General features: G+C 71.7%; 23 protein-coding genes. 10 read left to right on the top strand and 13 right to left on the bottom strand.

What is annotated here, in order from left to right; all coding sequences use genetic code 11:
* Positions 1–34: 34 nt before the first annotated feature.
* A complete protein-coding gene (locus tag ACNTMW_RS13260) occupies positions 35–904 on the bottom strand; it encodes an ABC transporter permease (protein WP_426633801.1) in 870 nt (289 codons plus the stop codon).
* Positions 894–1,748: an ABC transporter ATP-binding protein gene (locus tag ACNTMW_RS13255; protein ID WP_426633800.1), complete on the bottom strand. Its 855-nt coding sequence runs from the start codon at positions 1,746–1,748 to the stop codon at positions 894–896. The genes ACNTMW_RS13260 and ACNTMW_RS13255 overlap by 11 nt, the downstream gene beginning before the upstream one ends.
* A gap of 133 nt (positions 1,749–1,881) precedes the next feature.
* On the opposite strand from ACNTMW_RS13255, the gene ACNTMW_RS13250 reads away from it, so the two are divergent.
* Both ACNTMW_RS13250 and ACNTMW_RS13245 read left to right on the top strand, forming a co-directional pair.
* Complete coding sequence (locus ACNTMW_RS13250; RefSeq protein ID WP_426633799.1) at positions 1,882–3,477, top strand: sensor histidine kinase; 1,596 nt, start codon at positions 1,882–1,884, stop codon at positions 3,475–3,477.
* On the top strand, positions 3,474–4,142 hold the full coding sequence (locus ACNTMW_RS13245; protein ID WP_426633797.1) for a response regulator: 669 nt from the start codon (positions 3,474–3,476) through the stop codon (positions 4,140–4,142). The genes ACNTMW_RS13250 and ACNTMW_RS13245 overlap by 4 nt, the downstream gene beginning before the upstream one ends.
* A 22-nt stretch (positions 4,143–4,164) precedes the next feature.
* Here the strand turns inward: ACNTMW_RS13245 and nudC are convergent, their stop codons facing one another.
* Complete coding sequence (nudC, locus tag ACNTMW_RS13240; RefSeq protein WP_426633796.1) at positions 4,165–5,103, bottom strand: NAD(+) diphosphatase; 939 nt, start codon at positions 5,101–5,103, stop codon at positions 4,165–4,167.
* Between the two features lie 163 nt (positions 5,104–5,266).
* Here nudC and ACNTMW_RS13235 point away from each other — a divergent pair, with 163 nt between their 5' ends.
* Positions 5,267–6,568 (top strand): PQQ-dependent sugar dehydrogenase, encoded by a 1,302-nt coding sequence (locus tag ACNTMW_RS13235; protein ID WP_426633795.1) that lies wholly within the window; start codon positions 5,267–5,269, stop codon positions 6,566–6,568.
* A gap of 40 nt (positions 6,569–6,608) precedes the next feature.
* On the top strand, positions 6,609–7,889 hold the full coding sequence (locus tag ACNTMW_RS13230) for an MFS transporter (RefSeq protein WP_426633794.1): 1,281 nt from the start codon (positions 6,609–6,611) through the stop codon (positions 7,887–7,889).
* A 78-nt stretch (positions 7,890–7,967) separates the two neighbouring features.
* Here ACNTMW_RS13230 and ACNTMW_RS13225 read toward each other — a convergent pair whose 3' ends face one another.
* Positions 7,968–8,642 carry a DUF4360 domain-containing protein gene (locus ACNTMW_RS13225; RefSeq protein ID WP_426633793.1) on the bottom strand — a complete coding sequence of 225 codons (675 nt, stop codon included), beginning with the start codon at positions 8,640–8,642 and terminating at the stop codon, positions 7,968–7,970.
* A 450-nt stretch (positions 8,643–9,092) separates the two neighbouring features.
* On the opposite strand from ACNTMW_RS13225, the gene ACNTMW_RS13220 reads away from it, so the two are divergent.
* Positions 9,093–9,758 (top strand): DUF4360 domain-containing protein, encoded by a 666-nt coding sequence (locus ACNTMW_RS13220; protein WP_426633792.1) that lies wholly within the window; start codon positions 9,093–9,095, stop codon positions 9,756–9,758.
* Here the strand turns inward: ACNTMW_RS13220 and ACNTMW_RS13215 are convergent.
* The 3 genes from ACNTMW_RS13215 to ACNTMW_RS13205 all read right to left on the bottom strand — a co-directional run bounded on the left by ACNTMW_RS13215 (position 9,755) and on the right by ACNTMW_RS13205 (position 11,664).
* Positions 9,755–10,768, bottom strand: a complete 1,014-nt coding sequence (locus tag ACNTMW_RS13215; protein WP_426633791.1) for an oxygenase MpaB family protein — start codon at positions 10,766–10,768, stop codon at positions 9,755–9,757. The two genes, ACNTMW_RS13220 and ACNTMW_RS13215, sit on opposite strands and share 4 nt — an antisense overlap.
* A 131-nt stretch (positions 10,769–10,899) precedes the next feature.
* The gene (locus tag ACNTMW_RS13210; RefSeq protein WP_426633790.1) at positions 10,900–11,325 is read right to left on the bottom strand and encodes a hypothetical protein; all 426 of its coding nucleotides are present in this window, start codon (positions 11,323–11,325) and stop codon (positions 10,900–10,902) included.
* A gap of 87 nt (positions 11,326–11,412) precedes the next feature.
* Positions 11,413–11,664 (bottom strand): hypothetical protein, encoded by a 252-nt coding sequence (locus ACNTMW_RS13205; RefSeq protein ID WP_426633789.1) that lies wholly within the window; start codon positions 11,662–11,664, stop codon positions 11,413–11,415.
* A gap of 589 nt (positions 11,665–12,253) precedes the next feature.
* Between ACNTMW_RS13205 and ACNTMW_RS13200 the strand changes: the two genes are divergently transcribed.
* The gene (locus ACNTMW_RS13200) at positions 12,254–12,604 is read left to right on the top strand and encodes a ribbon-helix-helix domain-containing protein (protein WP_426633788.1); all 351 of its coding nucleotides are present in this window, start codon (positions 12,254–12,256) and stop codon (positions 12,602–12,604) included.
* A gap of 378 nt (positions 12,605–12,982) precedes the next feature.
* On the opposite strand, the gene ACNTMW_RS13195 is transcribed toward ACNTMW_RS13200, so the two are convergent.
* Entirely contained in the window at positions 12,983–13,360 is a 378-nt protein-coding gene (locus ACNTMW_RS13195) for an ArsR/SmtB family transcription factor (protein ID WP_426633787.1), read from the bottom strand.
* Positions 13,361–13,605: 245 nt separating this feature from the next.
* On the opposite strand from ACNTMW_RS13195, the gene ACNTMW_RS13190 reads away from it, so the two are divergent.
* A complete protein-coding gene (locus ACNTMW_RS13190; protein ID WP_426633786.1) occupies positions 13,606–15,591 on the top strand; it encodes a heavy metal translocating P-type ATPase in 1,986 nt (661 codons plus the stop codon).
* A gap of 42 nt (positions 15,592–15,633) precedes the next feature.
* Positions 15,634–16,020, top strand: coding sequence for an STAS domain-containing protein (locus ACNTMW_RS13185; RefSeq protein ID WP_426633785.1), 387 nt, complete (start codon positions 15,634–15,636; stop codon positions 16,018–16,020).
* Positions 16,021–16,140: 120 nt separating this feature from the next.
* On the opposite strand, the gene ACNTMW_RS13180 is transcribed toward ACNTMW_RS13185, so the two are convergent.
* Together ACNTMW_RS13180 and ACNTMW_RS13175 are read right to left on the bottom strand one after the other, a co-directional pair.
* The gene (locus ACNTMW_RS13180; protein ID WP_426633784.1) at positions 16,141–17,598 is read right to left on the bottom strand and encodes a S8 family peptidase; all 1,458 of its coding nucleotides are present in this window, start codon (positions 17,596–17,598) and stop codon (positions 16,141–16,143) included.
* 255 nt (positions 17,599–17,853) lie between these two features.
* Positions 17,854–18,615: a TetR/AcrR family transcriptional regulator gene (locus tag ACNTMW_RS13175; protein ID WP_426633783.1), complete on the bottom strand. Its 762-nt coding sequence runs from the start codon at positions 18,613–18,615 to the stop codon at positions 17,854–17,856.
* A gap of 91 nt (positions 18,616–18,706) precedes the next feature.
* Between ACNTMW_RS13175 and ACNTMW_RS13170 the strand changes: the two genes are divergently transcribed.
* Positions 18,707–19,891 carry an FAD-dependent monooxygenase gene (locus ACNTMW_RS13170; RefSeq protein ID WP_426633782.1) on the top strand — a complete coding sequence of 395 codons (1,185 nt, stop codon included), beginning with the start codon at positions 18,707–18,709 and terminating at the stop codon, positions 19,889–19,891.
* A 43-nt stretch (positions 19,892–19,934) separates the two neighbouring features.
* Here the strand turns inward: ACNTMW_RS13170 and ACNTMW_RS13165 are convergent, their stop codons facing one another.
* Positions 19,935–21,197 carry a glycoside hydrolase family 3 N-terminal domain-containing protein gene (locus ACNTMW_RS13165; RefSeq protein WP_426633781.1) on the bottom strand — a complete coding sequence of 421 codons (1,263 nt, stop codon included), beginning with the start codon at positions 21,195–21,197 and terminating at the stop codon, positions 19,935–19,937.
* Positions 21,198–21,321: 124 nt separating this feature from the next.
* Here ACNTMW_RS13165 and ACNTMW_RS13160 point away from each other — a divergent pair, with 124 nt between their 5' ends.
* The gene (locus ACNTMW_RS13160; RefSeq protein ID WP_426633780.1) at positions 21,322–21,954 is read left to right on the top strand and encodes a pentapeptide repeat-containing protein; all 633 of its coding nucleotides are present in this window, start codon (positions 21,322–21,324) and stop codon (positions 21,952–21,954) included.
* 188 nt (positions 21,955–22,142) lie between these two features.
* Here ACNTMW_RS13160 and ACNTMW_RS13155 read toward each other — a convergent pair whose 3' ends face one another.
* Both ACNTMW_RS13155 and ACNTMW_RS13150 read right to left on the bottom strand, forming a co-directional pair.
* Positions 22,143–22,571 (bottom strand): DoxX family protein, encoded by a 429-nt coding sequence (locus tag ACNTMW_RS13155; protein ID WP_426634001.1) that lies wholly within the window; start codon positions 22,569–22,571, stop codon positions 22,143–22,145.
* Between the two features lie 165 nt (positions 22,572–22,736).
* Positions 22,737–23,324, bottom strand: coding sequence for a MarR family winged helix-turn-helix transcriptional regulator (locus ACNTMW_RS13150; RefSeq protein WP_426633779.1), 588 nt, complete (start codon positions 23,322–23,324; stop codon positions 22,737–22,739).
* Positions 23,325–23,349 lie beyond the last annotated feature (25 nt).

Genomic DNA, 23,349 nt, shown 5'->3' with positions numbered 1-23,349 from the left:
GTACGGATCTGCGGTGAGGGTCGGGTGTGGGAGGTCAGGACGCCGCGCCGGAGGTCGCCTGCGCCGGTCGCCAGGCCAGCAGGCGCTTCTCTAGCAGGCCCAGCAGCGACTCGGCGAGCAGCGCGATCACGGTGACGATGATCATTCCGGCGTAGATGCCGGCGGAGTCGAACGTGCCCTGGGCGTTGTTGATCAGCAGGCCCAGGCCCTTGTCGGCACCGGTGAACTCGCCGACGATCGCGCCGATCAGCGCGAACCCGAACGCGGTGTGCAGGCTGGCCAGGATCCACGAGGTCGCCGACGGCAGCACGATCGTCGTCATCAGCTGCCAGCGGCCGGCGCCCAGGATCCGCGCGTTGTCGTTGATGACCTTGTCGACCTCCCGGGCGCCCTGGAAGGCGTTGAAGAAGACCGCGAAGAACACCAGGACGACGGCGGTGGCGACCTTCGACGACATGCCGAGGCCGAACCAGATCACGAAGAGCGAGGCGAGCACGATGCGCGGAATGGCGTTCGCGGCCTTGATGAACGGGGCGCACACGTCGGCGAGGAAACGGCTGCGGCCGAGCAGGACACCGAGTACGACGCCGGCGATCGCGCCGATCACGAAGCCGTACACCGCCTCGGCCAGGGTGTAGCCGATGTTGGTCCAGATCGAACCGAACGCGGTTCCCCTGGTGAACCAGTCGACCAGTCGGTGCCCGATCGCGGTCGGCTTCGAGTAGTAGAAGGGGTCGATCCACTGGCTGGCGGCGAGTTCCCAGCTGCCGAGCCAGGCGACGACCAGCAGGACCCGTACCAGATGAACCCGCCAGCGGCGGCGGGCCCGGCTGGACAGCGCGGCCGGGACCCGCTGCGGGGGTGCGTCGGCCTGGACGGCCATGGCGGTGGCATCAAGCGGCACGGTTGGCTCCCCTCCTCCTGGAGATCTCGACCTCTTCGCGCAGGGCGTCCCACACCTCGCGGTAGATGTCGAGGAACGCCGGCTCCAGGCGGATCTCCTCGACGTGGCGGGGGCGCGGCAGGTCGACCGGGACGGCGGTCTTGACGGTGGCCGGCGCGGCGGTCATCACCACCACCCGGTCGGCCAGGGCGATCGCCTCGGTCAGGTCGTGGGTGACGAAGACGACCGCCGCGCCGCTGCCCGCCCACAGCCGCAGCAGCTCGTCCTGCATCAGCTCGCGGGTCTGCACGTCCAGCGCGCCGAACGGCTCGTCCATCAGGACGATCGACGGCTCGGTGATCAGCGTCTGGGCCATCGCGACCCGCTTACGCATGCCGCCCGACAGCTGATGGGGGTAGTACTTCTCGAAGCCGGCGAGCCCGACCCGCGCGATCCAGTCACGCGCCCGCTCCCGCGCCTGCGCCCGACCGACCCCGCGGTAGCGCAGCCCGAGCGCGACGTTGTCGAGGACGGTACGCCAGGGCAGGGCCGCGTCGGACTGGAACATGTAGCCGACCCCGGCCGGGATGCCCCGTACCGGCTGACCGGCCACCTCGACGCCGCCCGCGCTGGCGGCCTCCAGCCCGGAGACCAGGGCGAGGGTGGTGGACTTGCCGCAGCCGGTCGGACCGACCACCGTGACGAACTCGCCGGGGTTCACGTCGAGGGTGACGTCGCGGAGCGCGGTGAACTCCCCGCCGGCGGAGGTCTCGAACGTCTTGGTCGCCCCGCTCAGCCGGATCACCGGCCCCGGGGGCGGCGCGGCGGACGCGGCGCCCGGCGGTGATTGTGTGCCTTGGGTCATGGTCCAGGGACGCTATGAGCCGCCCGCGGGTATCCGGCGGGTTAAGCGCGTTGCGGCGGCAACCGTCACAAGCCGCGTTCTGCGCGTTTAGCTCACCGTTCGTCGTGGCCCGCGTCAACGGTACGGTGACCGCGTGTCCAGGCGGTTGAAGTTGGCGACGCAGACCATGGTGCTGCAGGTGGTCGTCATCGCGGTGCTGGCCGGCGTGGGATTCCTGCTGGTCACCATGCTGCTGCGGGCCGAGCTGGAGCGGCAGTTCCAGTACCGGGCGCTGGCCGTCGCGCAGACCGTCGCGGCGCGCCCCGGCCTGGGCGACGACGTCCGCGCCGCGCGACCCGACGCGGCCGGCGAGATCCAGCGGTATGCCGAGCAGGTCCGCCAGAGCACCGATGTGCTCTTCGTGGTCATCACCGACAGCGACGGCATCCGGTACTCGCACCCCGACCCCGGCCAGATCGGCAAGCGGGTCAGCACCGACCCGTCCGCCGCGCTGGCCGGGCATCCGGTCACCCTCATCGAACGCGGCACCCTCGGGGTGTCCGCCCGTGGCAAGGTGCCGCTGCGCGACACGAGCGGGCGGATCGTCGGCGAGGTCAGCGTCGGCATCGACGCCGACGAGATCACGAGCCGGCTCGACGACCTGCTCCCGATGGCCGAGCTGTTCACGTGTCTCGCGCTCGCCGTCGGCGCGCTGGGCGCGGCGCTGCTGGCCGCGCACCTCAAGCGGCACACGCTCGGGCTCGAGCCGGCCGACCTCGCCGACCTGCTCCGCGAGCAGGTGGCGGTGGTGGAGGGCATCGGCGAGGGGGTGCTCGCCGTCGACACCGACGGGTGGGTACGGGTGTGCAACGCCGAGGCCGCGCGCATTCTCGGCACCGTCCCCGACCACCTCGACGACCTGCCGGCCGAGGCCCGGGCGCTGCTGACCGATGAGGCGGCGGTGGTCGGCGCACTGCGGGTGGTCGGGGACCGGGTCGTCCGGGTCACCCGGCGACCGGTCCGCCGCGCCAACCGCGACCTCGGCACGGTCCTCACCCTGCGCGACCGTACGGATCTGGACGGGCTGTCCCGGGAGCTGGAGGCCACGCGGGCGCTCACCGACGCGCTGCGGGCCCAGGCGCACGAGTACACCAACCGGCTACACACCCTCACCGGCATGCTCCAGCTCGGCCACACCGACGAGGCGCGGGCCTACCTGAGCGAGCTGGCCGGGGAGTCGATCGGCGGCGGCCAGCTGGGCGACCCGTACCTCGACGGGCTGCTCACCGCGAAGGCCGCGGTCGCTTCCGAGAACGGCGTCACGCTGCGCCTCGGGGACGACACCTGGGTGGCGGGGCGGGTGACCGCCCCGCTGGACGCGGTGACCGTGGTCGGCAACCTGGTCGACAACGCCATCCGGGCCGCGGCGTCGGTCCCCCGCCGGCCGGCCTATGTGGAGGTCAGCCTGCTCGCCGAGCACGCGGACCTGCACGTCTACGTGGCCGACAGCGGCCCCGGCGTGGCAGCCGAACACGCCGACAGCCTCTTCCGGTCCGGCTTCACCACCAGCGCCGACACCTCCCGCCCGCACGGCCTGGGACTGTCGCTCGCCCGGCAGACCGCACGCAACCACGGGGGCGACGTGACCCTGCGCGACACCGGCGGCGACGGCCACGGCGCGGTGTTCACCGCTGTGCTACCCGGCGTGCTCGAACCGGAGCACGGCCTGGCCTGGCAGGGCAGCCGGTGATCCGGGTCCTCGTCGTCGACGACGACTTCCGGGTGGCGAAGCTGCACGCCTCGTACGTCACCGTGGCCGGTTTCGAGGTCGTCGCGGTCGCCCACACCGCCGCCGCGGCCATCGCCGCGGCGGCGCGGCTGCGCCCCGACCTGGTACTGCTCGACCAGTACCTGCCCGACCGGCTCGGCACCGACATCCTGCCGGAACTCGGCGCCGACGTGATCATGCTGACCGCGGCGGCGGACACCGGGACGGTACGCCGGGCCCTCGGCACGGGAGTGCTCAACTACCTGGTCAAGCCGTTCAGTGCCGGACAGCTCACCGACCGGCTGGTCGGGTACGCCCGCTACCGCCAGCGGCTCGGCACCGGGCGGGAACTGGACCAGTTCGAGGTCGACCGGGCGGTCGCCGCGCTCCACCAGTACGACACCACCGCCGCCAGCCTGTCCAAGGGCCGCTCGCCGATCACCGCCCAGCGGGTACTGGAGGCGATGCGCGAGGTCGGCCGCCCGGTCACCGCGGTCGAGATCGCCGACCTGGTCGGCGTGTCGCGGGCGACCGCCCAGCGCTACCTGGCCGACCTCGCGCGCTCCGGAAAGGTCGAGCTCAACCTGCGGTACGGCACGACCGGCCGACCCGAGCACCTCTACCGCTGGCTCGGCGGCGAGCAGTGACATCGCCCGGGTCCCGCGGCGGTTACCCGATCTCGGCCAGCCAGGCGTCCACCAGGTACCGGTCGATCGCGTCCGGTCGCGACGGCCGTCGCCGGCGTACCTCCTCCGCGGTGAACCAGCGGGCATCCTCCAGCTCGTCGCGGTCGACGGCGATCTCGAGCGAGATTGCCCGGGCCCGGAACCCGACCATCAGCCCGGCCGGGAAGGGCCACGGCTGCGACGCCACGTACGCCACCTCGCCGACCTTCACCCCTGCCTCTTCGGCGACCTCGCGGCGGACGGCGTCCTCCAGGCTCTCACCGATTTCGAGAAAACCGGCGAGCGTGCCGTAGGAGTCCGGCGGCGCGCCCCGGTGCCGCCCGAGCAGGCAGCGCGGCGCGCCGTCGGGGGCCTCGACCAGCACGATGATGGCCGGCTCGATCCGCGGGAACAGCAGGTTCCCGCACCCCGGACCGGTACAGACCCGCAGGTGACCGCCGGCGCGGACCTCGGTGCGCGCGCCGCACGCGCCGCAGTGACGCTGGTTGCGGTGCCAGTGCAGAATTCCCCGCGCGTACGCCTGCGCCGCCGCTTCCGCCGCCGTGAGCGACCCGACGACGTGCCGGACGTCGGCGGTCCCGGCCGCACCGGCCAGCGACAGGGCGTCGGACTCGGCAAGCCCGGAGAGGTCGGCGGCAAAGACCCCGACCTCTCCATCCAGCCCCAGGAAGACCGGGCCGTCACCGGCTGCGAGCAGTTCCGCCGCCTCGTCCGCCGGAACCGTCACCGGCGTCTTCGCCTCCGTCACCAGGCAGCGGTCACGCCAGAGTGGAATCACCCGGGCGTCGGGCCGGGCGAGGATCGCGGCGATCCATTCCGGGTCCTGACGGTGCGCGCTCGCCCGATCGAGCCAGTCGCCACTGTACGTGAGCAACGCGTCTCCCCCTGTCCCGTCGGACGCCCCGGATCCGGCCGATTCCATCGTCCTCCAGCCACGGCTCGGCCAGCGTAGCGCCGCCGGCACCCCGCGCCCACAGCGTCGCCCCACCCGGACCCGAGGCCGGTCGGCCTGCCTCCCGCGGCGGACCACGCGCGCCGTCGGTCCATCACTCAGGAGGACGAGCAGATCTCCACCCACGCACGGCATGCAGCCGCCGCACCGAGCCAGTAGCGTTTTCGTAGTGCTCATCAGGGGGGCTTCGCCGCCGGTCCGGCTGGTGGTCGGCACGTTCGCCGTCATGCTGGTGGTGGGCCTACTAGGGGTGTTGACAGCGTCCACGGGCGGTACACACTCGACGCCGGACCCCGCCACGCCCACCGACTTCTCCCTGGGCCCGGCGGACAAGTCCGCCCACGGCGACGACCTGGTGTCGGTCACCACCCTGGTACGCAACCTCGACGTCCCCTGGGGCCTGACCTTCCTCCCCGACGGCGGCGCGCTGGTGACCGAGCGGCAGAACCTGCGGATCCTCAAGATCGGACCGGGGCGGGGGCCGGCCGGCAACCTCACCGTCACGACGGTGGCCACGATCGCGGAGGCCTACTCCAACAACGAGGGCGGCCTGCTCGGCATCGCCGCCTCGCCGAACTTCGCCCGGGACGACACCGTTTTCATCTTCTACACCACCAGGGACGACAACCGAATCGCGAGGCTGCGGCTCGGCGGACGGCCGGTGCCGATCCTCACCGGCATCCCACACGCCGGTGTCCACAATGGCGGCCGGCTCGCCTTCGGTCCGGACGGCTACCTCTACGCGAGCACCGGTGACGCGTCGCGGGCCGGAAACGCGCAGGACATCGGTGACCTCGGCGGAAAGATCCTCCGGATGACGACCGACGGCAGGCCGGCACCCGGCAATCCGTTCCGGGGCTCGTTGGTCTGGTCGTACGGCCACCGCAACGTGGAGGGCATGGCCTGGGACAACAAGGGCCACATGTACGCCGCCGAGATCGGCGAAGCGGTCTGGGACGAGCTCAACGTCATCATGCCGGGCAGGAACTACGGCTGGCCGAAGGTTCAGGGCATCGGCGGTGATCCGCACTACGTCGATCCGATCGTGGCGTGGCGCCCCGAGGTTGGCGTTTCCGACGGCGTCGCGATCCTCGGCAACGTCGCGGTCGTCAGCTGCCTGCGCGGCCAACGGATCTATATCGTGCGCCTCAACGACATGGTCACGACCGGCCTGGGCAGCCGGCGGGTCGAGGGCAGCGGCGTCGACACGACCAGCGTCCGCTGGCGGCCCGGCAGCGGCGTCGCGAGCCGCCCCATCGAGGCGCTGACCGGCAGGTACGGCCGGCTCCGCGCCGCCGTCACCGCACCCGACGGCAGCATCTGGATCACGACGTCCAACCGGGACGGACGCAACCAGCCGGTCACCGAGGACGACCGGATCATCCGACTCACCCTGCACCCGGCCAGGCCGAGCCCCTCCGCGAGCCCGCATTAATTGCGAGTCGTTCACCGGGGCGTCCTGGTAGGTTCCGCCGGTGAACGCCTCGCACGGTGCCCGGCTCGGTCCGCGGTTCACGCTGGTGTGGTCCGCCACCGCCGCCTCCACGTTGGGTGACGGGGTCACGCTGGTCGCCGCCCCGCTGCTGCTCGCGTCGATCACCGACAACCCGCTCGTGGTCTCCGGCGCGGTCTTCGCCGGGATGCTGCCGTGGTTGCTGTTCTCCCTCATCAGCGGCGGCCTGGTGGACCGGCTCGACCGGCGCAGGGTGATGGTCGCCGTCGACGCCGTCCGCGCGGTGACCATCGGTGTACTCGGCGTGGCCGTGGCGCTGGACCGCAGCAGCGTGGCCCTGCTGTACGCGGTGATGTTCCTGCTGGGCACGGGTGAGACCCTGGTCCGGGCGGCGAGCATGTCGCTGCTGCCCGCCCTGGTTCAGCCGGAGCTGCTCGAACGCGCCAACGGCAGGCTCGGCGTCGCCCGCACCGTACTCCACGACATGGTCGCCGGTCCGCTGGGCGGTCTGCTGTTCGCGGTCGCCGCGGCGACACCGTTTCTGCTCGACGCCGGCTCGTTCGCGGTGAGCGCGGTACTCCTCGCCCTGCTGGCCGGCGCGTACCGCGCGGACGGCCAGCCCGGTCCCCCGACCGCGCCACGGGCCCCTCTGGGGCAGGAGATCGCCGAGGGAGTGCGCTGGCTGCTCGCGCACCGGCTACTGCGGACCCTCGCCATCCTGATCGGGCTGCTCAACGTCACGCTGACGGCGACCATGTCGATCCTCGTGCTGGTAGCCACGAAGCGGCTGGGTCTGGGGTCGGTCGGGTACGGGCTGCTGTTCACCGCACTCGCCGTCGGCGGGCTGGTGGGGGCGCTCGCCGGCGAGCACCTCGTCCGGCGGTTCACGGCGAGCGTGACGCTACGCGTAGGGCTGCTCGTGGAGACCCTGTTCCACCTGGCCATGGCGCTGTCCACCAGCGCGGTTCCGGTCGGCGTCATGCTGGCGCTGTTCGGGGTCCACGATTCACTGTGGGGGATCGTGACCACGTCGCTGCGCCAGCGGCTGACCCCACCGGGCATGCTCGGCCGGGTCAACAGCGCCTATCTGTTCCTGGCCGCGGGCGGCAACGCGTTCGGCGCGCTGCTCGGCGGGGCGGTCGCCAGCCGGTTCGGGCTGACCGCCCCGTACTGGGTCGGATTCGTCGTCGCCGCGGCCGTCACCGCGGTGACCTGGCGGGTCTTCGACCGCCGGACAATGGCCGCCGCGTATGCCGGGCCGGCCGCCGAACCCGCCGCCGAGCCCGCCGCCGAACCCGCCTGACCCCACCGCCACACCGCCGCCCCACCGCCGGGAGGTCCCGGCACCGGGGCGGCGGTGGTGAACCGCGCTGCTACCCGGCTACCCGCACCGCTTCCACTGGAACTGGACGATCGTGTCGACGTTGCCGTCACTCGCGCTCATCGACAGGTAGTTGACGGCGCTCGCGGCGGAGGTACCGGAGTCGACCCGCAACTCGGTGTTGATGTTGAGGATGCTGACCTCGCCGCACGGCTGGTACACCAACTCCGTCACGTCGGTGATGTCGGTGTCCCGCCACGCACCGTCGACCGGCCCGGCGAACGGGTGATCGACGTAGTTGTTGTCGGAGGAGCCCTGGAAGTAGTAGTTGGTCCGGTGTAGCCCGGTCGCGCCGGATGCCAGGTGCACCCGGCCGCGATAGTCTGCACGTGCGATCGCGTAGGTGAACCCCTGGGGAACGTGTACCCGCAGGTTGATCTGGCAGTTCTTCCGGATGTCGGTCGGCTTGGCGGCGCCGCCGTCCTGCGCCACGAAGCTCGTGTACGTCACGCGGAAGCCGGTCCGGTCCGGCAGCATGGTCACGGTGGCGGTGCCGGCCGGGCAACCGGAGCCGTTGACGGTCACGACGTCGAGCGTGACCTCGCTCGGTGGGGCCACGCTGTCGGCGTGCGCCCCGACGCCCCCGGCGTAGGCGGCTCCCGCTGAGGAGAGGGCAACCGCCGTGATGAACGCGGCGCACGTTGCCCAGCGCGCAGTGGTCAGCCTGAACGTCATGGCATTCCTCTCCGACAGTCTGGCTGGTCGCGACCGACGCCACCGGATCACCGTTGTCCGCGGTAGGCCGACGCACCCAGGTGCCTTCACAACGAAAACATCGAGCAGTTGAGATGCGAACGCATCGTATCGACCGCTCCGGATGCCGGCAAGAATTGAATACAATCAATTTTTTCGCTTTGCGCGACTCCGCCACTGGTCCATTTATCAATGACCTTGGAATGCCCCCCCCCCCACACCCGGTAACCAATTCCACATCATCCGCTGGTGACGGCCGCAAACGCCCACTGCCTGGCCGGACACCGACCAGTGCGGCACGGCTATCAACATCGGGCCGGTATCGACGCCGGACGGCGAAAGTGCCGGACGTTAATTGACGTACATCAATGCGAATTCCTACCATGATGCCCCCCGGTGCGGTAGCGCACCGGTAGCCAGAGGGGAGCGCATATGCGCAAGGTATTGGCCGCCGCCAGCAGCATCATCGCCACACTGGTCGCCTCGTCGCTGTCCGCGGCGCCCGCATTCGCCCAGGGGTACCTGGACGATCCCGTGCCGCCGCCGACCGACAAGATCGTCATCGACGTGGCGACCGTCAACGGTTCGGGCTGCCCGGCCGGCACCGCCGCCGTCGCGGTCTCGCCCGACAACACCGCGTTCACCGTGACGTACAGCCAGTACATCGCCCAGGTCGGGGTCGGCGCAGGCACCACCGACTTCCGCAAGAACTGCCAGCTCAGCCTGGTGGTGCACGTTCCCCAGGGATTCACCTACGCGATCGCGAAGGCCGACTACCGCGGCTTCGCGGCACTGGAGAAGGGCGCCTCCGGCACGGAACGGGCCAACTACTACTTCCAGGGCGACTCGCAGACCACCTCGATCAGCCACACCTTCACCGGACCGTTGCAGGACGACTGGCAGGCCACGGACGAGGCGTCAACCGCTCAGTTGGTCTACGCGCCCTGCGGCGCGCTCCGCAACTTCAACATCAACACCGAACTGCGGGTGTCGGCGGGCACCTCGGACACGAAGAAGACGACCAGCTTCATGACCATGGACTCGACGGACGGCAGCCTCAGCACCATCTACCACTTCCACTGGAAGCACTGCCCCTAGTCCTCCCCCTGAACGCGCCGCCCGGACGCGGCCGGCGGAACGGCGGAGCCGGCCCGTCGCCGACCGCCAGCCACGCCACCGGCCACGGAAGACCCCTCCCCCGGAGGGGTCTTCCCGCCCGTGCCGGGCGGCCGGCGGGTGCGGTCGGGCACCGGGCAGCCCGGCGCGAACGTGCCCAGCCGCGTCACGTCGTACCCGTCGGGATAGCTGCGGATGTACGGCAGATCCCGGGCACGGAACGGCCGGGTACGCGACGGCAGGAACCGCACGACCCGCCCGCGCAGCCGGATCGCACCACGCGCCAGGGCACGTTCGACGCGGGTCGGTTTGCGGTAGCCGAACGCCTCCAGCAGGGGATCGTCCATGATCGCCAGAGCGAGCCGCCGCGCCGCGGCTTCGGGGAGCCGGTGGTGGGGCGGGAACGTCGCCATGAGCCGCAACGTCGCGTCGGACACCGCCCGGGCACGCTCGTCGAAGGCGAAGTGCTCCCGCTCGTAGTCGTCGAGCAGCTCGGCGAAGGCCTGGTGGGTGGCGGGGATGTCCTTGATGCCCATGTGCCGGCCGAGTTCCCGGTAGTAGTTGGCACTGGCCACCCGCTCCTTCTCGGTGAGCCGGCGCCAGCCGAACGCGTCGAGCCACCGGATCGGCACCACGACGAAGGTCGACAGCACGTACCGCATGTCGGAGTTGGAGATGTCGTACCGGCCGTGCATCTGGTTCATCCGCCGCAGCGCGCTACGCCCACCCTCGCTGCCGAGCCCGTGCTCGAGGATGGCGTCGAGAATCAGCACCGTGTCGTCGTAACGCTTCTGCGTACGCGCCGTGAACTCACCGGTGTCGTACAGCAGCCGGCCGATGCGCGGTACCGCGTACGTCCGGTACAGCGCGAGCGACAGGGACTGGTTCATGTCCCACGGAAACTCGTACGTGACGAGGATCCGGTAGATCTCCTGGCTGTCCGTGTCCGGGTCGAGCCGGGCGATCCGGTCTGCCCAGTAGTACCGGCCCATGCCGCACCTCACCGTCGGTACAGTGACTCATCGGGAGCAAGCCGTGACTCATCGGGAATGATAGGGCCGCCACGCCCCACCGGTCAGCCCCGCGGTCCCGCGTCACCAGCTTCTCGGACGGGTCAGGGCCCTCAGGCGACGTCGGACAGCCGGCCGCCCGTACCCGTCGGTGGAGTGGCCGCCGGGGGCCGGGACGGGTGGTCGTCGGCGTCGGGTTCCCGGTCGCGCGCCAGCCGCTGGCGCTGTTCGGTCCCGGCGTCGCTGGCGAGAAAGCACAGGACGTCGGCCAGTTTCGTCGCGCGCCACGCGAGGTGGCTGAGTCGTTCCTGCTCCTGACTCGCGAATCCATCCGACCCTGCGACGCCACCCGGCCCTGCGACGCCACCCGACCCCGCGATATCAGCCGGCCCGGTGGCTTCGCCCAACTCCTGGACGAGTTCCTGCAACTCCCCCAGGAGCCGCAGTGCCCGCGCGTGCAGCACGTCGAAGGTGCCGGCCGCAGCCGGTTGTGCGCCCTGAGGGTAGAGGATGAACTCGAGTATCTTCCCGTGCGACATGACGGCGCCTTTCCTTCCTGATGAGAAATGAGGTGCTGGATCCGGTTGCCGTGGCTGCCTGCCACGCATTCAGGCGCTTGCTGCCCGCTACGACTTCAGGCGTGTGCTGCCCCACACGCCGAGGACGAGGACGGAGATGAAGACCGCGGCACCCGCCACGGCGTTGTCCGCACCCCGGCCGCCGCGCGCGAGGACGGCGGCGGCACCGGTCGCGGCACCGACGATGAGGAGGTAGGCGAATGCCGCGGTGACCACCGGTCCGCTACCTCCGATGTGGAGTTCGCCGAACGGACGGATCCTGGCGTCGACGGTGACCTCCGGTGCGCGGTCCACCGTCACCCGGGAAGCGGGAGTGGGATCCTCTGTGGACAGGTCCTCCTCCGCGTCGGGGGCCGCCCCTCGGGACGAACGTCCGGTACCTCCGTCGCGGCCCGGCGGCCGACCGTCCGGGGACCGGGCCGCCGCCGTGTTACGGACCCGGTCGGAACGAGGGCGCACCATGCTTACCGCCTTGCGTAGGGGAACGCCGGCCGGAATCCATTCATGGTCACCGGCGACTGTCACAGAAAGTTAGCAGAGCCGTGCCTGCGCCGGTATGAGGCCGTGTGAATAAAAAGCTACTTGCCAGTCATATCTTTCATGTTTGATCACGCAACAAATGGCGCCGTCGTCAGCGCAGCGTGGGAAAAAGATGACCGCGGGCTACGCCGACTCGCCGGCGCATGCCCACTCGAAGCCGCAGCCCATGATCGCTCTCCGTAATTTCCGAGCCGTACGGCATTGCTGCAGCGAACATCCAGCCTTCCGCCGCACCATGCGCCTGACAAAACTCGGGTATCGTTACCACTCACAACAGCCACACTACGTACAGTTACTATGACCCTGGTCACGTTCGTGTGGATGTCGCTTCGCTAGGAAGGAGCGCAACATGTCAGAACCGACGATCGTGGAGCGAGCACGATCCCGCCCCGCGGAGACGGGCGAGACGGCGGCACCGTCCCCGGCCGGCAGGACCACCCCGGCCGACGGCCCCGCCCGCGCCGACCAGGCCGAGACGCCGGGCGCGGGCGGCGGACTGGTGCGCGTCACGGTGAACCTCACCCCGGCCGCCGCACAGGCCATGGAGCGGCTGTGCGAGGAGACCGGCTACTCCAAGACCGACGTGATCAACCGGGCTCTCCAGGTGTACGAGGTGTGGCAGGAAGTCGCCCAGCGCAACGGGGGCACGGTCTCCGTCAAACACCAGAACGGGGAGACCGAGCGGATACGCCTGCTGTAAGGCCACCGGCTCACCACAGTCCATCGACACAGCTCACCACGCTCCGTCGACACGGCTCACCACGCCCCATCGGCGCCGGGAACGGGGGTCGGCCCGCGATCGCACCGCGGCCAACCCCCGGCCCCCGCCGCTAGGACGGCGGGGGCGTACGCAACGTACGTAAGTGATCGCTCGCGGCCAAGGCAACCGTCGGATAGCCAACTCGACATCCCGGCCGGAACCGGAGCCGGCATGCTGGACCGTGGCCGTGGTGCGATCGTCGACGTCGCCTCCCTGCTCGCCTTCGCCTCGGCGGGTGGCACGCTACCGGTCGTGACCGGGCCCGCGCGCTACCACTGCTGACCGTGCCCGCGGGGACCACCGCCCCGATCCGGGGCCTCAGCCGGCGCTGGCGGTGGGCGCCGGGAGGTGCCGGTGGGATCCCTGGTCGGGCAGGTCCCGATCGGCGTGGTCGGCGTGGAACAGCGCCTCGGCGAGCAGGGTCCGTACGTGGGAGTCGGCGGCGGAGTAGTGCACGAAGGTGCCTTCCCGGCGGCCCCGTACGAGCCCCGCGAGGCGCAGCTTGGCCAGGTGCTGGCTGACGGCGGTCGGTGCGGCACCGACGAGCTCGGCGAGGCAGGTGACGGACGACTCGCCCTGGAGCAGCGCCCACAGGATCTTGATGCGGGTCGGGTCGGCGAGCAACCGGAAGCCCTCCGCGGCGAGGTGGACCTGCTCGTCGCTGGGCATCTGGAAGTCCGTCAGCGAGGTGTGCACCGCATCAGCGTAGCCGCAACTCCGCTGCTCATCTGCTCTTCTGCTCATCTGCTCATCTGCTCATCTGCTCTGCTACCTGCATTACTACGCAGGTACTGTTGGTCCTCGTGCCTTTGACGACCCACCCCGCCACCACAGCTCGCACCGAACCGGGCGCACCTGGCGCACGGGCGCCGCGGCGACCGGCCCGATGGCGAGTCCCGGGGGCACGGCTGCGTGCCGGAGGACCCCGGCTGCATGCCCTGGTGGCGCGGCTGTGGGCCCTCACCGAGATCCGCTGGGCCACCCTGGCCACCGCACTGTTCGCGGTCGGCGGCGTGGCCCAGCTCGCCGGCGCGCCGGCGCCGGTGTGGTGGGCGCTGTACCTGGCCTGCTACGCCGCCGGTGGATGGGAGCCGGCCCTGGCCGGACTGCGGGCGCTGCGCGAGCGGACCCTCGACGTGGACCTGCTGATGATCGTGGCGGCGATCGGCGCGGCCGCCATCGGGCAGGTCTTCGACGGGGCGCTGCTCATCGTCATCTTCGCCACCTCCGGTGCCCTGGAGGCGTTCGCCACCGCGCGGACCGCCGACTCCGTACGCGCGCTGCTCGACCTCGCCCCGGAACGGGCCAGCCGGGTACGCCCGGACCGGGCCGAGGAGCGTGTCGACACCTCGGCCCTCGGGGTCGGTGACGTGATCCGGATCCGGCCGGGCGAACGGATCGGCGCCGACGCCGTCGTGGTCGGCGGGGTCAGCGAGGTCGACCAGGCCACCATCACCGGCGAGCCGCTGCCGGTGGCCAAAGCCCCCGGCGACGAGGTGTTCGCCGGTACCCTCAACGGCACCGGCGCGCTGCTCGCCCGGGTGCACCGCCCGGCCGGGGAGTCGGTCATCGCCCGGATCGTGGCCCTCGTCGAGGAGGCCACGGCCACCAAGGCGAGGACCCAGCTGTTCATCGAGCGGGTCGAGCAGTGGTACTCCGTCGGCGTCGTCGTCGCCACCCTGGCTCTGTTCGCCGTCCCGCTGCTGGTCGGCGCGGATCTGCGGGTGACCCTGCTGCGCGCGATGACCTTCATGATCGTGGCGTCGCCCTGCGCCGTCGTGCTCGCCACCATGCCGCCGCTGCTGTCCGCGATCGCCCTCGCCGGCCGCCACGGCGTACTGGTCAAGAGCGCCGTGGTCATGGAGCAGCTCGCCGACACCACGCTGGTGGCGTTCGACAAGACCGGCACCCTCACCGAGGGCAGCCCCCGCGTCGCCGCGGTCCGTCCGGTCCGCGGCATCGACGAGGACACCCTGGTGCGGCTGGCCGCCGGTGCCGAGCACCCCAGCGAGCATCCCGTCGCGGCCGCCGTACTGGCCGCCGCCCACGACCGTGGACTGGCCGTGCCCGCCGCCGACGGCTTCGACTCCTCGCCGGGCCGCGGAGTGCGCGCCGTCGTCGAGGGTCACGAGGTACGTGTCGGCAGCCCGGCCCTGCTGGACGAACTGGCCGCCGGGTCCGGTGACGGTCCGGTGCCCGCCCGGGTCCGGACCACCGGCGAGCCCGACGGGTCGGCGCCCGCTCAGGTCCGGGCCGCCGTCACCGCCGCCCAGGGCGGCGGCCGCACCGCCGTGGTGGTCGCCGTCGACGGCGCTCCGGCCGGGGTGCTGGCCCTGGCCGACCGGATGCGCCCGGCAGCCGCGGACGCCGTGGCGGCCCTCGCCGGGCTGACCGGCGCATCACCGGTCCTGCTCACCGGCGACAACCCCGGTGCCGCCGGCCGGCTCGCCGCCGAGGCCGGCATCACCGACGTACACGCCGGCCTGCTGCCCGCGGAGAAGGTCACCCGGGTACGGTCCTGGCAGGGCGACGGCCGACGGGTGCTGGTGGTCGGCGACGGGGTCAACGACGCCCCGGCCCTGGCCGCCGCCGACCTCGGCGTCGCGATGGGACGCCGGGGCTCCGCCCTGGCTCTGCAGAGCGCCGACGTCGTCCTGGTCCGTGACGACCTCACCACCCTGTCCACGATCGTCGCCCTGGCCCGGCGGGCCCGGTGCCTCGTGATCGCGAACCTGGCCGTCGCGGCGACCTTCATCACCGTCCTGGTCGCCTGGGATCTGCTCGGCGACCTGCCGCTGCCGCTCGGCGTCGCCGGACACGAGGGTTCCACTGTCGTCGTCGGCCTCAACGGGCTCCGACTGCTGCACTCCAGCGCCTGGCGCCTCGCCGGCCAGGCCGGTAAGGGCGCCCGCCACACGGCTGGCTAGGTCGTGGCCGGCGCGGAGCGCCGTGGCGTAACGTGGTCGTCGGTGACTGACAGCGATGGTGCGGACAGGCACGCGGCGAACCTCGCTCATACGGTCGATCACGCCGACGGCGAGGTGACGATCGTTCTTGCCGGCGAGGTCGACGCCAGCAGCGGAGCCCACCTGCGGGACGTGCTGTTCGACGCCCTGGCCGGGCGGCCGGCGCGCATCACCGTCGACGTGCGGGGGCTGGTCTTCATCGATTCGACCGGCATCGGCACGCTGATCGCGGCCCGGCAGGCCGCGCGGCGGCACGGCTGCAGGTTCGTGGTGACCAACACCCGCGGACAGGTACGCCGGGTCCTGAGCATCGCCGGCGTGCTGGCCGCCCTGACCACGGCCGGCTCGCACCGCGACACGACCGACCGGCCGGGCCGCCAGGTCGGGTGACGGCCCGCCGTTCCGGCGGCGACCGCCACGGTCCGCAAACGACGTGGGACCGCCCGGCCGGCTGCCGGGCGGTCCCAGGTTCACGATCCCGCAGCGGTTCGATGCCGCCGCGGGTCTCGGCTACTTGACGACGCTGTAGGCGTTGACCTCGCCGGCGCCGTAGAAGCCGTTGCGGTTGGCGCCGCCGCTGCACTGGGCCTTGTACTGGTCGAGGCCGGGGCGCGGGTCGTAGACGCCGGCCGGGCAGGCCAGCGGGTCGGCGGTGCGCTCCAGGAACGACGCCAGCGCGCCCGGCGTCATGTTCGGGTGCGCGGACAGGGCGAGCGCCGCGACTCCGGCCACGTGCGGGCCGGCCATCGACGTGCCCTGCATGTAGCCCCACTTGCCGTTCGACAGCGTGGACAGGACGGCGTGCGTGGAGTCGTTGACGTTCGGGTTCGGCTGCCGGACGTCGCCACCCGGGGCGGTGACGTTCACGACGCCCTGGCCGTACGACGAGTAGTAGCTCTTGCGCCGCTCGGTGCCGACGGCGGAGACGGCGACGACTCCCGGCGCCTCGGCCGGCAGGTCGAGGCAGGCACTGTTGATGGTGCGGGTCTCCGGCGTGCCGTTGTCCGGGCTGCCGCTGTCGACGGTCTTGTGGGCCAGGTCAACGTTCGAGTTACCCGCCGACGCGACGTTCAGCACGCCCTTGTTCTGCGAGTACCGGATCGCACGCTGGACCGCCTGCCACACCGGGCGCTGGCGGGCGTCGTTGCGGCAGTTGAACTCCCACGGGTCGATGTAGTAGCTGTTGTTGGTGACCTGCATGCCGTGGTCTGCGGCCCACAGGAAGCCACACACCGCGGCCTCGGGGTAGATGAACCCGTCGTCGTTGACGACCTTCACCGAGGCGACCTTCACCCCGGGCGCCACACCGACGATGCCGACGCCGTTGAGCGCTCCGGCGATCGTGCCGGCGACGTGGGTGCCGTGGCTGGAGGTGGTCGGGTTCCAGGCGGCCTCACGGGTGTCGGCGACCCCACCGATGCAGGAGGCGCTCTTGTCCTTGGCGATCTGGGTGGCCAGGTCGGGGTGCGTGCTCAGGATGCCGCTGTCGAGCACGCCGACCACGACGTTCGGGCTGCCGAGGTTCACGGCGTGGGCCTGCGGGACGCTGATCTGAGCCATGTCCCACTGCTGGCCGAACAGCGGCTCAGCGGCCGTGGTACCGGTCGCCGCCAGGGTGGCGGAGTCGACCGTGCCGGTGACCTCGTCCTCGGCGAGCGCGGTGCCGAGCCCGGCGGTCGACGCGACGGCCTCCACTCCGGAGCCGGAGACGGCGGTGGCGAAGGACGGATCGGACGACCGGGCCACCAGGACACCGATCTGGCTGTAGTTCGCGACGACGGTGCCGCCGGCGGCGGTGACCCGCGCCGCCGCCTTGGCGGTCGAGTTACCCTGCGGCGCGAGTACGAGGAACGTGGTTTCCGGTCCCGCGGCCGCGGCCGACGGCGCGGACACGAGAGCGGCCACAGCCCCGGCGCCGAGCGCGACAGCCGAGACGGCGGCCAGGGTCTTGCGACGAACGAAGGTCAACAGAACTCCATCGAGTGGTGGGTTGTCCAAACAGAAGGTGGACAGTCTGTGTCCGCAACGTACGGGAAAGTGAAAGAAGTACATAAGACGCCCGAATAGGTGAACCGCCCACCTCCGGTACCGACACGCGGGCGCCCCCGGCCGACCGGCTGTTCACCTACGCCTTCCGGCATGCCGGCGCCGACGCCGACGCCGACGCCGACGCCGACGCCGCGATCGTCACCCCGCCGCTGCGCACCGGCGGGTGAACCGCGATTACCGGGCGCGCGTCGCGATCAGCATCTCGACGCCGTCGAGAATGCGATCGAGACCGAAGTCGAGGGCCTGGTCCTGCGAGCCGTGGACGGCGGCGGAGGCCAGCGCGGCCGCCAGGGCCGGGAAGCGATCCCGACGGTCGCGTACCAGCGTGCTCAACACCGACGCCATCGCCTGCTCCGGGGCACCGGTGGACCCGGCGTCACCGGGGTGCGCACCGGTGGAAACACCTCCGGAGGGTGCGGAGATGGCGGTCACCTGCTGCGCGAGGTTCCGGACATGGCCGATGAGCGTGACGGCCACGTCGAGCATCTCTCCGCCGTCGAGCCCGGTCCCGGTGAGGGCGGCGACCGCGCCTTCCAGCCAACCGAGCTCGTTGGGGCCCATGACCCGGGCGCCGACGGTCACCTCCAGCGCCCACGGATGCCGACAGAACCGGACGAACAACCGCCGTGACCAGTCGTCCAGTGTGGAACGCCAATCGCCGGCCGCGCCGCGGAACCGCGGCGGCTCGCCCACCGCGATATCGATCATGAGGGCGACCAGTTCGGCCTTGCCGGGAACGTACCGGTAGAGCGCCATCTTGGTGACGCCGAGATCGTCGGCGACCCGCTGCATGGTGACCGCGGCCAGCCCGTCGGCGTCGGCGATCCCGATCGCGGCCCGCGCGATCGCGGCCAGGGTCAGCGTCGGCCGGGGCCCGCGCCTCGGCGTGGCCGGCTGCCCCCACAGCAGCGCCAGCACCGCGTCCGGATCTCCCATGCCCGCTCCCGTCTTGCCGAGCCAACTAACTGTGTCTATCGTACACTGTATCCATCGGACACAGTTTTTATCGACTCCCGAGGTGGGAAGCATGGATCCCTCACCGCTGCGCGGTATGCGCATCCTGATCTCCGGTGCCGGCATCGCCGGGCCGGCCCTGGCCTGTGCCCTGTCGCGGTACGGTGCCGACACCACCGTCGCGGAACTGGCACCCGCGCTGCGCACCGGCGGATTCGCGGTCGACTTCCGCGGACCGACCCACCTCGCCGTACTGGAGAGGCTGGGCGTGCTCGACGAGCTGCGCCGGCTCCAGACCCACGGCGGCGCGATGAGCTGCGTCGACGAGCACGGCCACGAGATCTTCCGGCTGCCGGCCGAGTTCGCCGGCGGCGACCTGGAGGTCCACCGCCGGGACCTGTCCCGGGTGCTCCACGACCGCGGCGCCGACCGTGCCGAGTACCTGTTCGGCGACGCCGTCCGCGAGCTCGCCGAGACCGCCGACGGCGTGCGGGTCGGGTTCGTCCGGAGCGGATCGCGTACGTTCGATCTCGTCGTCGGCGCGGACGGCCTGCACTCCGCCGTGCGCCGGCTCGCCTTCGGCCCGGAATCGCGCTACGTCCGGCACCTCGGCCACCACATCGCCGGCTGGGACCTGCCCAACGATCTGGGAGCCGGTCCGACGGCACAGCACTACGCCGTTCCGGGGCGCATGGCGAGCGTCGCCGCCGACCAGCGCGACCCCGCCCGCGCCACCGCGCTGTTCGTGTTCGCCTCTCCCGCCCTCGACCTCGACTGGCAGGACGTCGACCAGCAGAAGAAGGTCATCGCCGAGGCGTACGCCGGGTTGCCCTGGCACGTGCCGCGGCTGCTGGACGCCCTGGCCGACGCGCCTGAGCTGTATTTCGACTCGATCAGCCGGGTGAGCGTGCCCCGCTGGACACGCGGCCGGATCGCCCTGCTCGGCGACGCCGCGTGGGGCATCACCCTCGGCGGCATGGGCGTCGGTACCGGCGTCGTCGGTGCCTACGTGCTCGCCGGCGAGCTGGCCACCGCCGGTGGCGACCACCGGGCCGCATACGAGGCGTACGAGCGCCGCATGCGCACGTACGCCGGCCGGTGGCAGCGCGGCGCCAACCCCGGAAAGTTCCTCGCCCCCGCGTCCGCGTGGGGCCTGTGGCTGCGCAACTCCGCGCTCCGGACCACGGTGGTCAAGCGCATGCTGCTCAGCGGCACCACCGCACTGGCCACCGACGCCGGCCTGCCCGACTACCCGTGAGCGTGCCCCGAGTCATCGTCCGGCGCGCACGGCACCGACGGCGTCAGTGGAGGGCGTTGCGCAGGGCCGTCACCCGGTCCACGGCGGACTGGAACGCCGTCGGGTCGAGCTGGCCGCCGGCGAGCGCGTTCGCCAGCCCGGCGCTGGCGTCCTCGCCCTGGGTGACGTCCCGCGCCGAACACACGATCAGGTCCATCCCGGCCTGCGCCGCCAGCACCGCGCGCTGGCGGGGCGCGCCGTAGGCGTTGAGCGCACCGGCCTCGAGCGCGTCGGTGACGGTCACGCCCTGGTAGCCGAGCCGGTTCCGCAGTTCCGACTGGACCACCGTCGGCGACAGTCCGGCCGGGCGGGAGGCGTCCAGCGCCGGGTAGACCGCCCAGGACACCATGATGAGCCTGACCCCGCCCGCGATCGCCGCGGCGTACGGCACCTCGTCCCTGGCGCGCAGGTCGGACAGGCCGACCGACAGGGTGACCGGTCCGGTGTCGGTGTTCTGGTTGCGCCCGGCCGCCCCGAGCCCCGGGAAGTGCTTGGCGGTGGCCGCCACGCCGGTCCGCTGCTGTGCGGTGATGAAGGCGCGGCCGAGCGTGCCCACCGCGGTGGCGTTGCTGCTGTACGACCGCTGGTACCGGTCGATGAAGTTACCGGCCGAGTAGTACACGTCGAGGACCGGTGCGAGATTGACGTTCAGGCCGACGCCGCCGAGGTTCTGCCCCGCGCCGGTACCGGCCTGGGTGGCCTGCGCGGCCGGGTCCGCGGACTGCCCGATCTGCTTCTCCGACCACGCCGGCTCCCCGGGCAGCCGCCGGACCTGCCCGCCCTCCTGGTCGGTCATCAGCAGCAGTGGCGCGGTCACCGGGCTCTGCTGGTGCGCCTGGCGCAGCTGCTGGACCACCGAGGCGATCTGGGTGGCGCTGGAGACGTTCTCGCCGAAGAAGATGACCCCGGCCGCCTCGCCGTTGCGGATGTGCTGCAACAGGCTCGCCGGCGGGGTGAGCCCGGCGTAGGAGTAGATGATCCGCTGGCCGGCCCGCTGTTGCGGCGTCGGCGCGGCCGGCTGGGGCTCAGGCGCGGCCGGCTGCGGCGCGGCCGGCGCCACCGATGGCCCCGACGAGTGGACGGCCGATCCCTCCGGCGTGTGGGCGGCCGGCTGCCACCGCGCCGACGTGGTCTCCTCGGCACCCACGGTGGCGTGCACGCCGAGTGAACCGGCGGCGAGCAGCGCCACCACCCCGGTCGCCACCGCCCCGAGGCGCCGCCGCCTCGCCCGAGGTCCCGGCACTCCGACGGTCTCGCGGGTCAGCATGGTCGAAATGATAGCCAAACTTCGATTTGCCTGCCGGCTGGAAGACCCCGGCCTCCCCGACGGCCGGCGGCTGCGGCAGAGTGAACGGTCCGGGCGCGACCGCCATCGACGACAAGGACCGGGTATGGCCGAAGGTAGACCGGGCGGTGCGGCACCGCCGACCGAGACCGAGGTCAGGCACGAGGACTGGGCCGTCCAGGACCTCTCCGGGCAACGCCACGAGCGGGTGGCGTTCGTCGACGTGGATCTCACGGAAGTCACCGGTCACGGCGCCGTCTTCACCGAATGCACCTTCGCCGACTGCCGGTTCAACGCCTCGTCCCACTCCGACGCCGCGTTCGTCAACTGCACCTTCACCGGCTGCTCGTTCTTCGACGCCAGTTTCACCGACTGCAAGCTCGTCGGCAGCGTGTTCGACCGGTGCACCTTCGGCCTGCTGCGGGTGACGGGCGGTGACTGGTCGTTCGTCTCCCTACCCGAGGCGGACCTGCGCAACGCGTCCATCGTCGGCGTCCGGATGCGCGAGGCCGACCTCACCGGCGCCCGCTGCGAGGGAGCCACACTGCAGCACGTGGACCTCTCCGGCGCCGAACTGCACCGCACCGACCTGAGCCGGGCCGACCTGCGCGGCTCGGATCTGTCCGGTGTGGACCCGCTGGCCGCCGCCCTCACCGGCGCCGTCATCGACGCGGCGCAGGCGGTCACGCTGGCCACGGCCCTCGGGCTGCGGGTCCACCCCGACGCGCCCCGACCCTGAGGACGGCCCGGCCGGTTCGCCGGGCGGATCGCCGAGGGGCGGTTCCCCGGCGAGCCGCCCGGCGAGCGGTCGACCATCGCGTCGACCGGCTCCGGCGTCAGCCACGTCATCGACGTGGCTGAACGTCATCGACGTGGACATGCGCGCCGCTCGTAGGCGACACACGTGTCCACGATCGCCTCGGCCGGTTACGCCTCGACCAGGGCCGCCCGGCCCGGCTCACTGCGTACCCGCCCGATCAGCTCGTCGAGCGACCAGCGGCCCGGCCCGGCCACCGCGAGCAGCAGGAACGACCAGCAGAACATGGCGGCCAGTTCACCGCCGTTCTGGATCGGCCACAGCGCCCGCTCCTGGTGCACCGTGAAGTACGCGTAGGCCATCGAGCCCGACGCCACCAGCGCGGCCGGCCGGGTGAGGAGCCCGACCAGTACCAGCGCACCGGTCACGAGCTGGATCAACGCGGCCCACCAGCCGGGCCACGTCCCGACGTGTACCGCGTGCCCGCCGAAACCACCACCCAGGACGCCGAACATCGACGCCGCGCCGTGGCACAGGAACAACAGACCGACGACCATCCGGTAGAGCGACAGGGTCTCCGTGTGGACCCGAGTGAACATGCGCATTCCGCAGTCCTCCGTGTGGATGTACTCAGGGGACCCGCCAGTACCCGGACGAGCAATAAATATACAGTCATCTATGCAATTGCGGTTACCCCGCAATGTCCAGATACCGCACATCGGCCCGACCGTCGCGCCCCGGCGGCGGGCCGATGCACTGTCCATTCAGGACCCGACGGCGCGGATCAACACCGCCAGGATGCGCTCCAGCGTCCGGCGGTCACCGTCGGTCAGGCTCGCGAGCAGGGCCGCCTCGTTCGCCAGATGTTCCTCGATGAGCCGGTCGGTCAGCCGCACGCCCTCGGCGGTCAGCCCGATCACCCGACCGCGTGCGTCGGCCTCGGAGACCGAACGCGACACGAGTCCCCGCGCGACCAGCCGGTCCACCCGCTTGGTCACCGCGCCGGTGGTGACGAGCATCCGCTCACTGAGCTGGCCCGGCGTGAGCGTGTACGGCTCGCCCTCCCGGCGCAGCGCGGCAAGCACGTCGAATTCACCGTTGCCGAGCCCGGCGGCGGCGAACGGCGGCCGCAGCGCCGCGTCGAGCACCTCGGCCAGGTGCTGAATCCGACCGATGACCAGCAACGGGCCGGGATCGAGGTCGGGTCGTTGCCGACGCCACTGCGCGACGATCCCGGCAACGCGGTCGGCCCCGCCCGCGGGGCCGTCACCCCCCACCTGCCCCTCACCCACGGCGACCCTCTCCTCGTCGGCGGCGCGGCCCACCCCGGCCACGCGGTCTTCGTCCCTCACCCGGCCATCGTCGGCCAGGCACCGC

Origin of the sequence: Planosporangium spinosum (assembly GCF_049999945.1) — a bacterium.
GTDB lineage: Bacteria > Actinomycetota > Actinomycetes > Mycobacteriales > Micromonosporaceae > Planosporangium > Planosporangium spinosum.
Note: the sequence above shows the minus strand (reverse complement) of the source record. Positions and strands in the feature narration are given on the sequence as shown.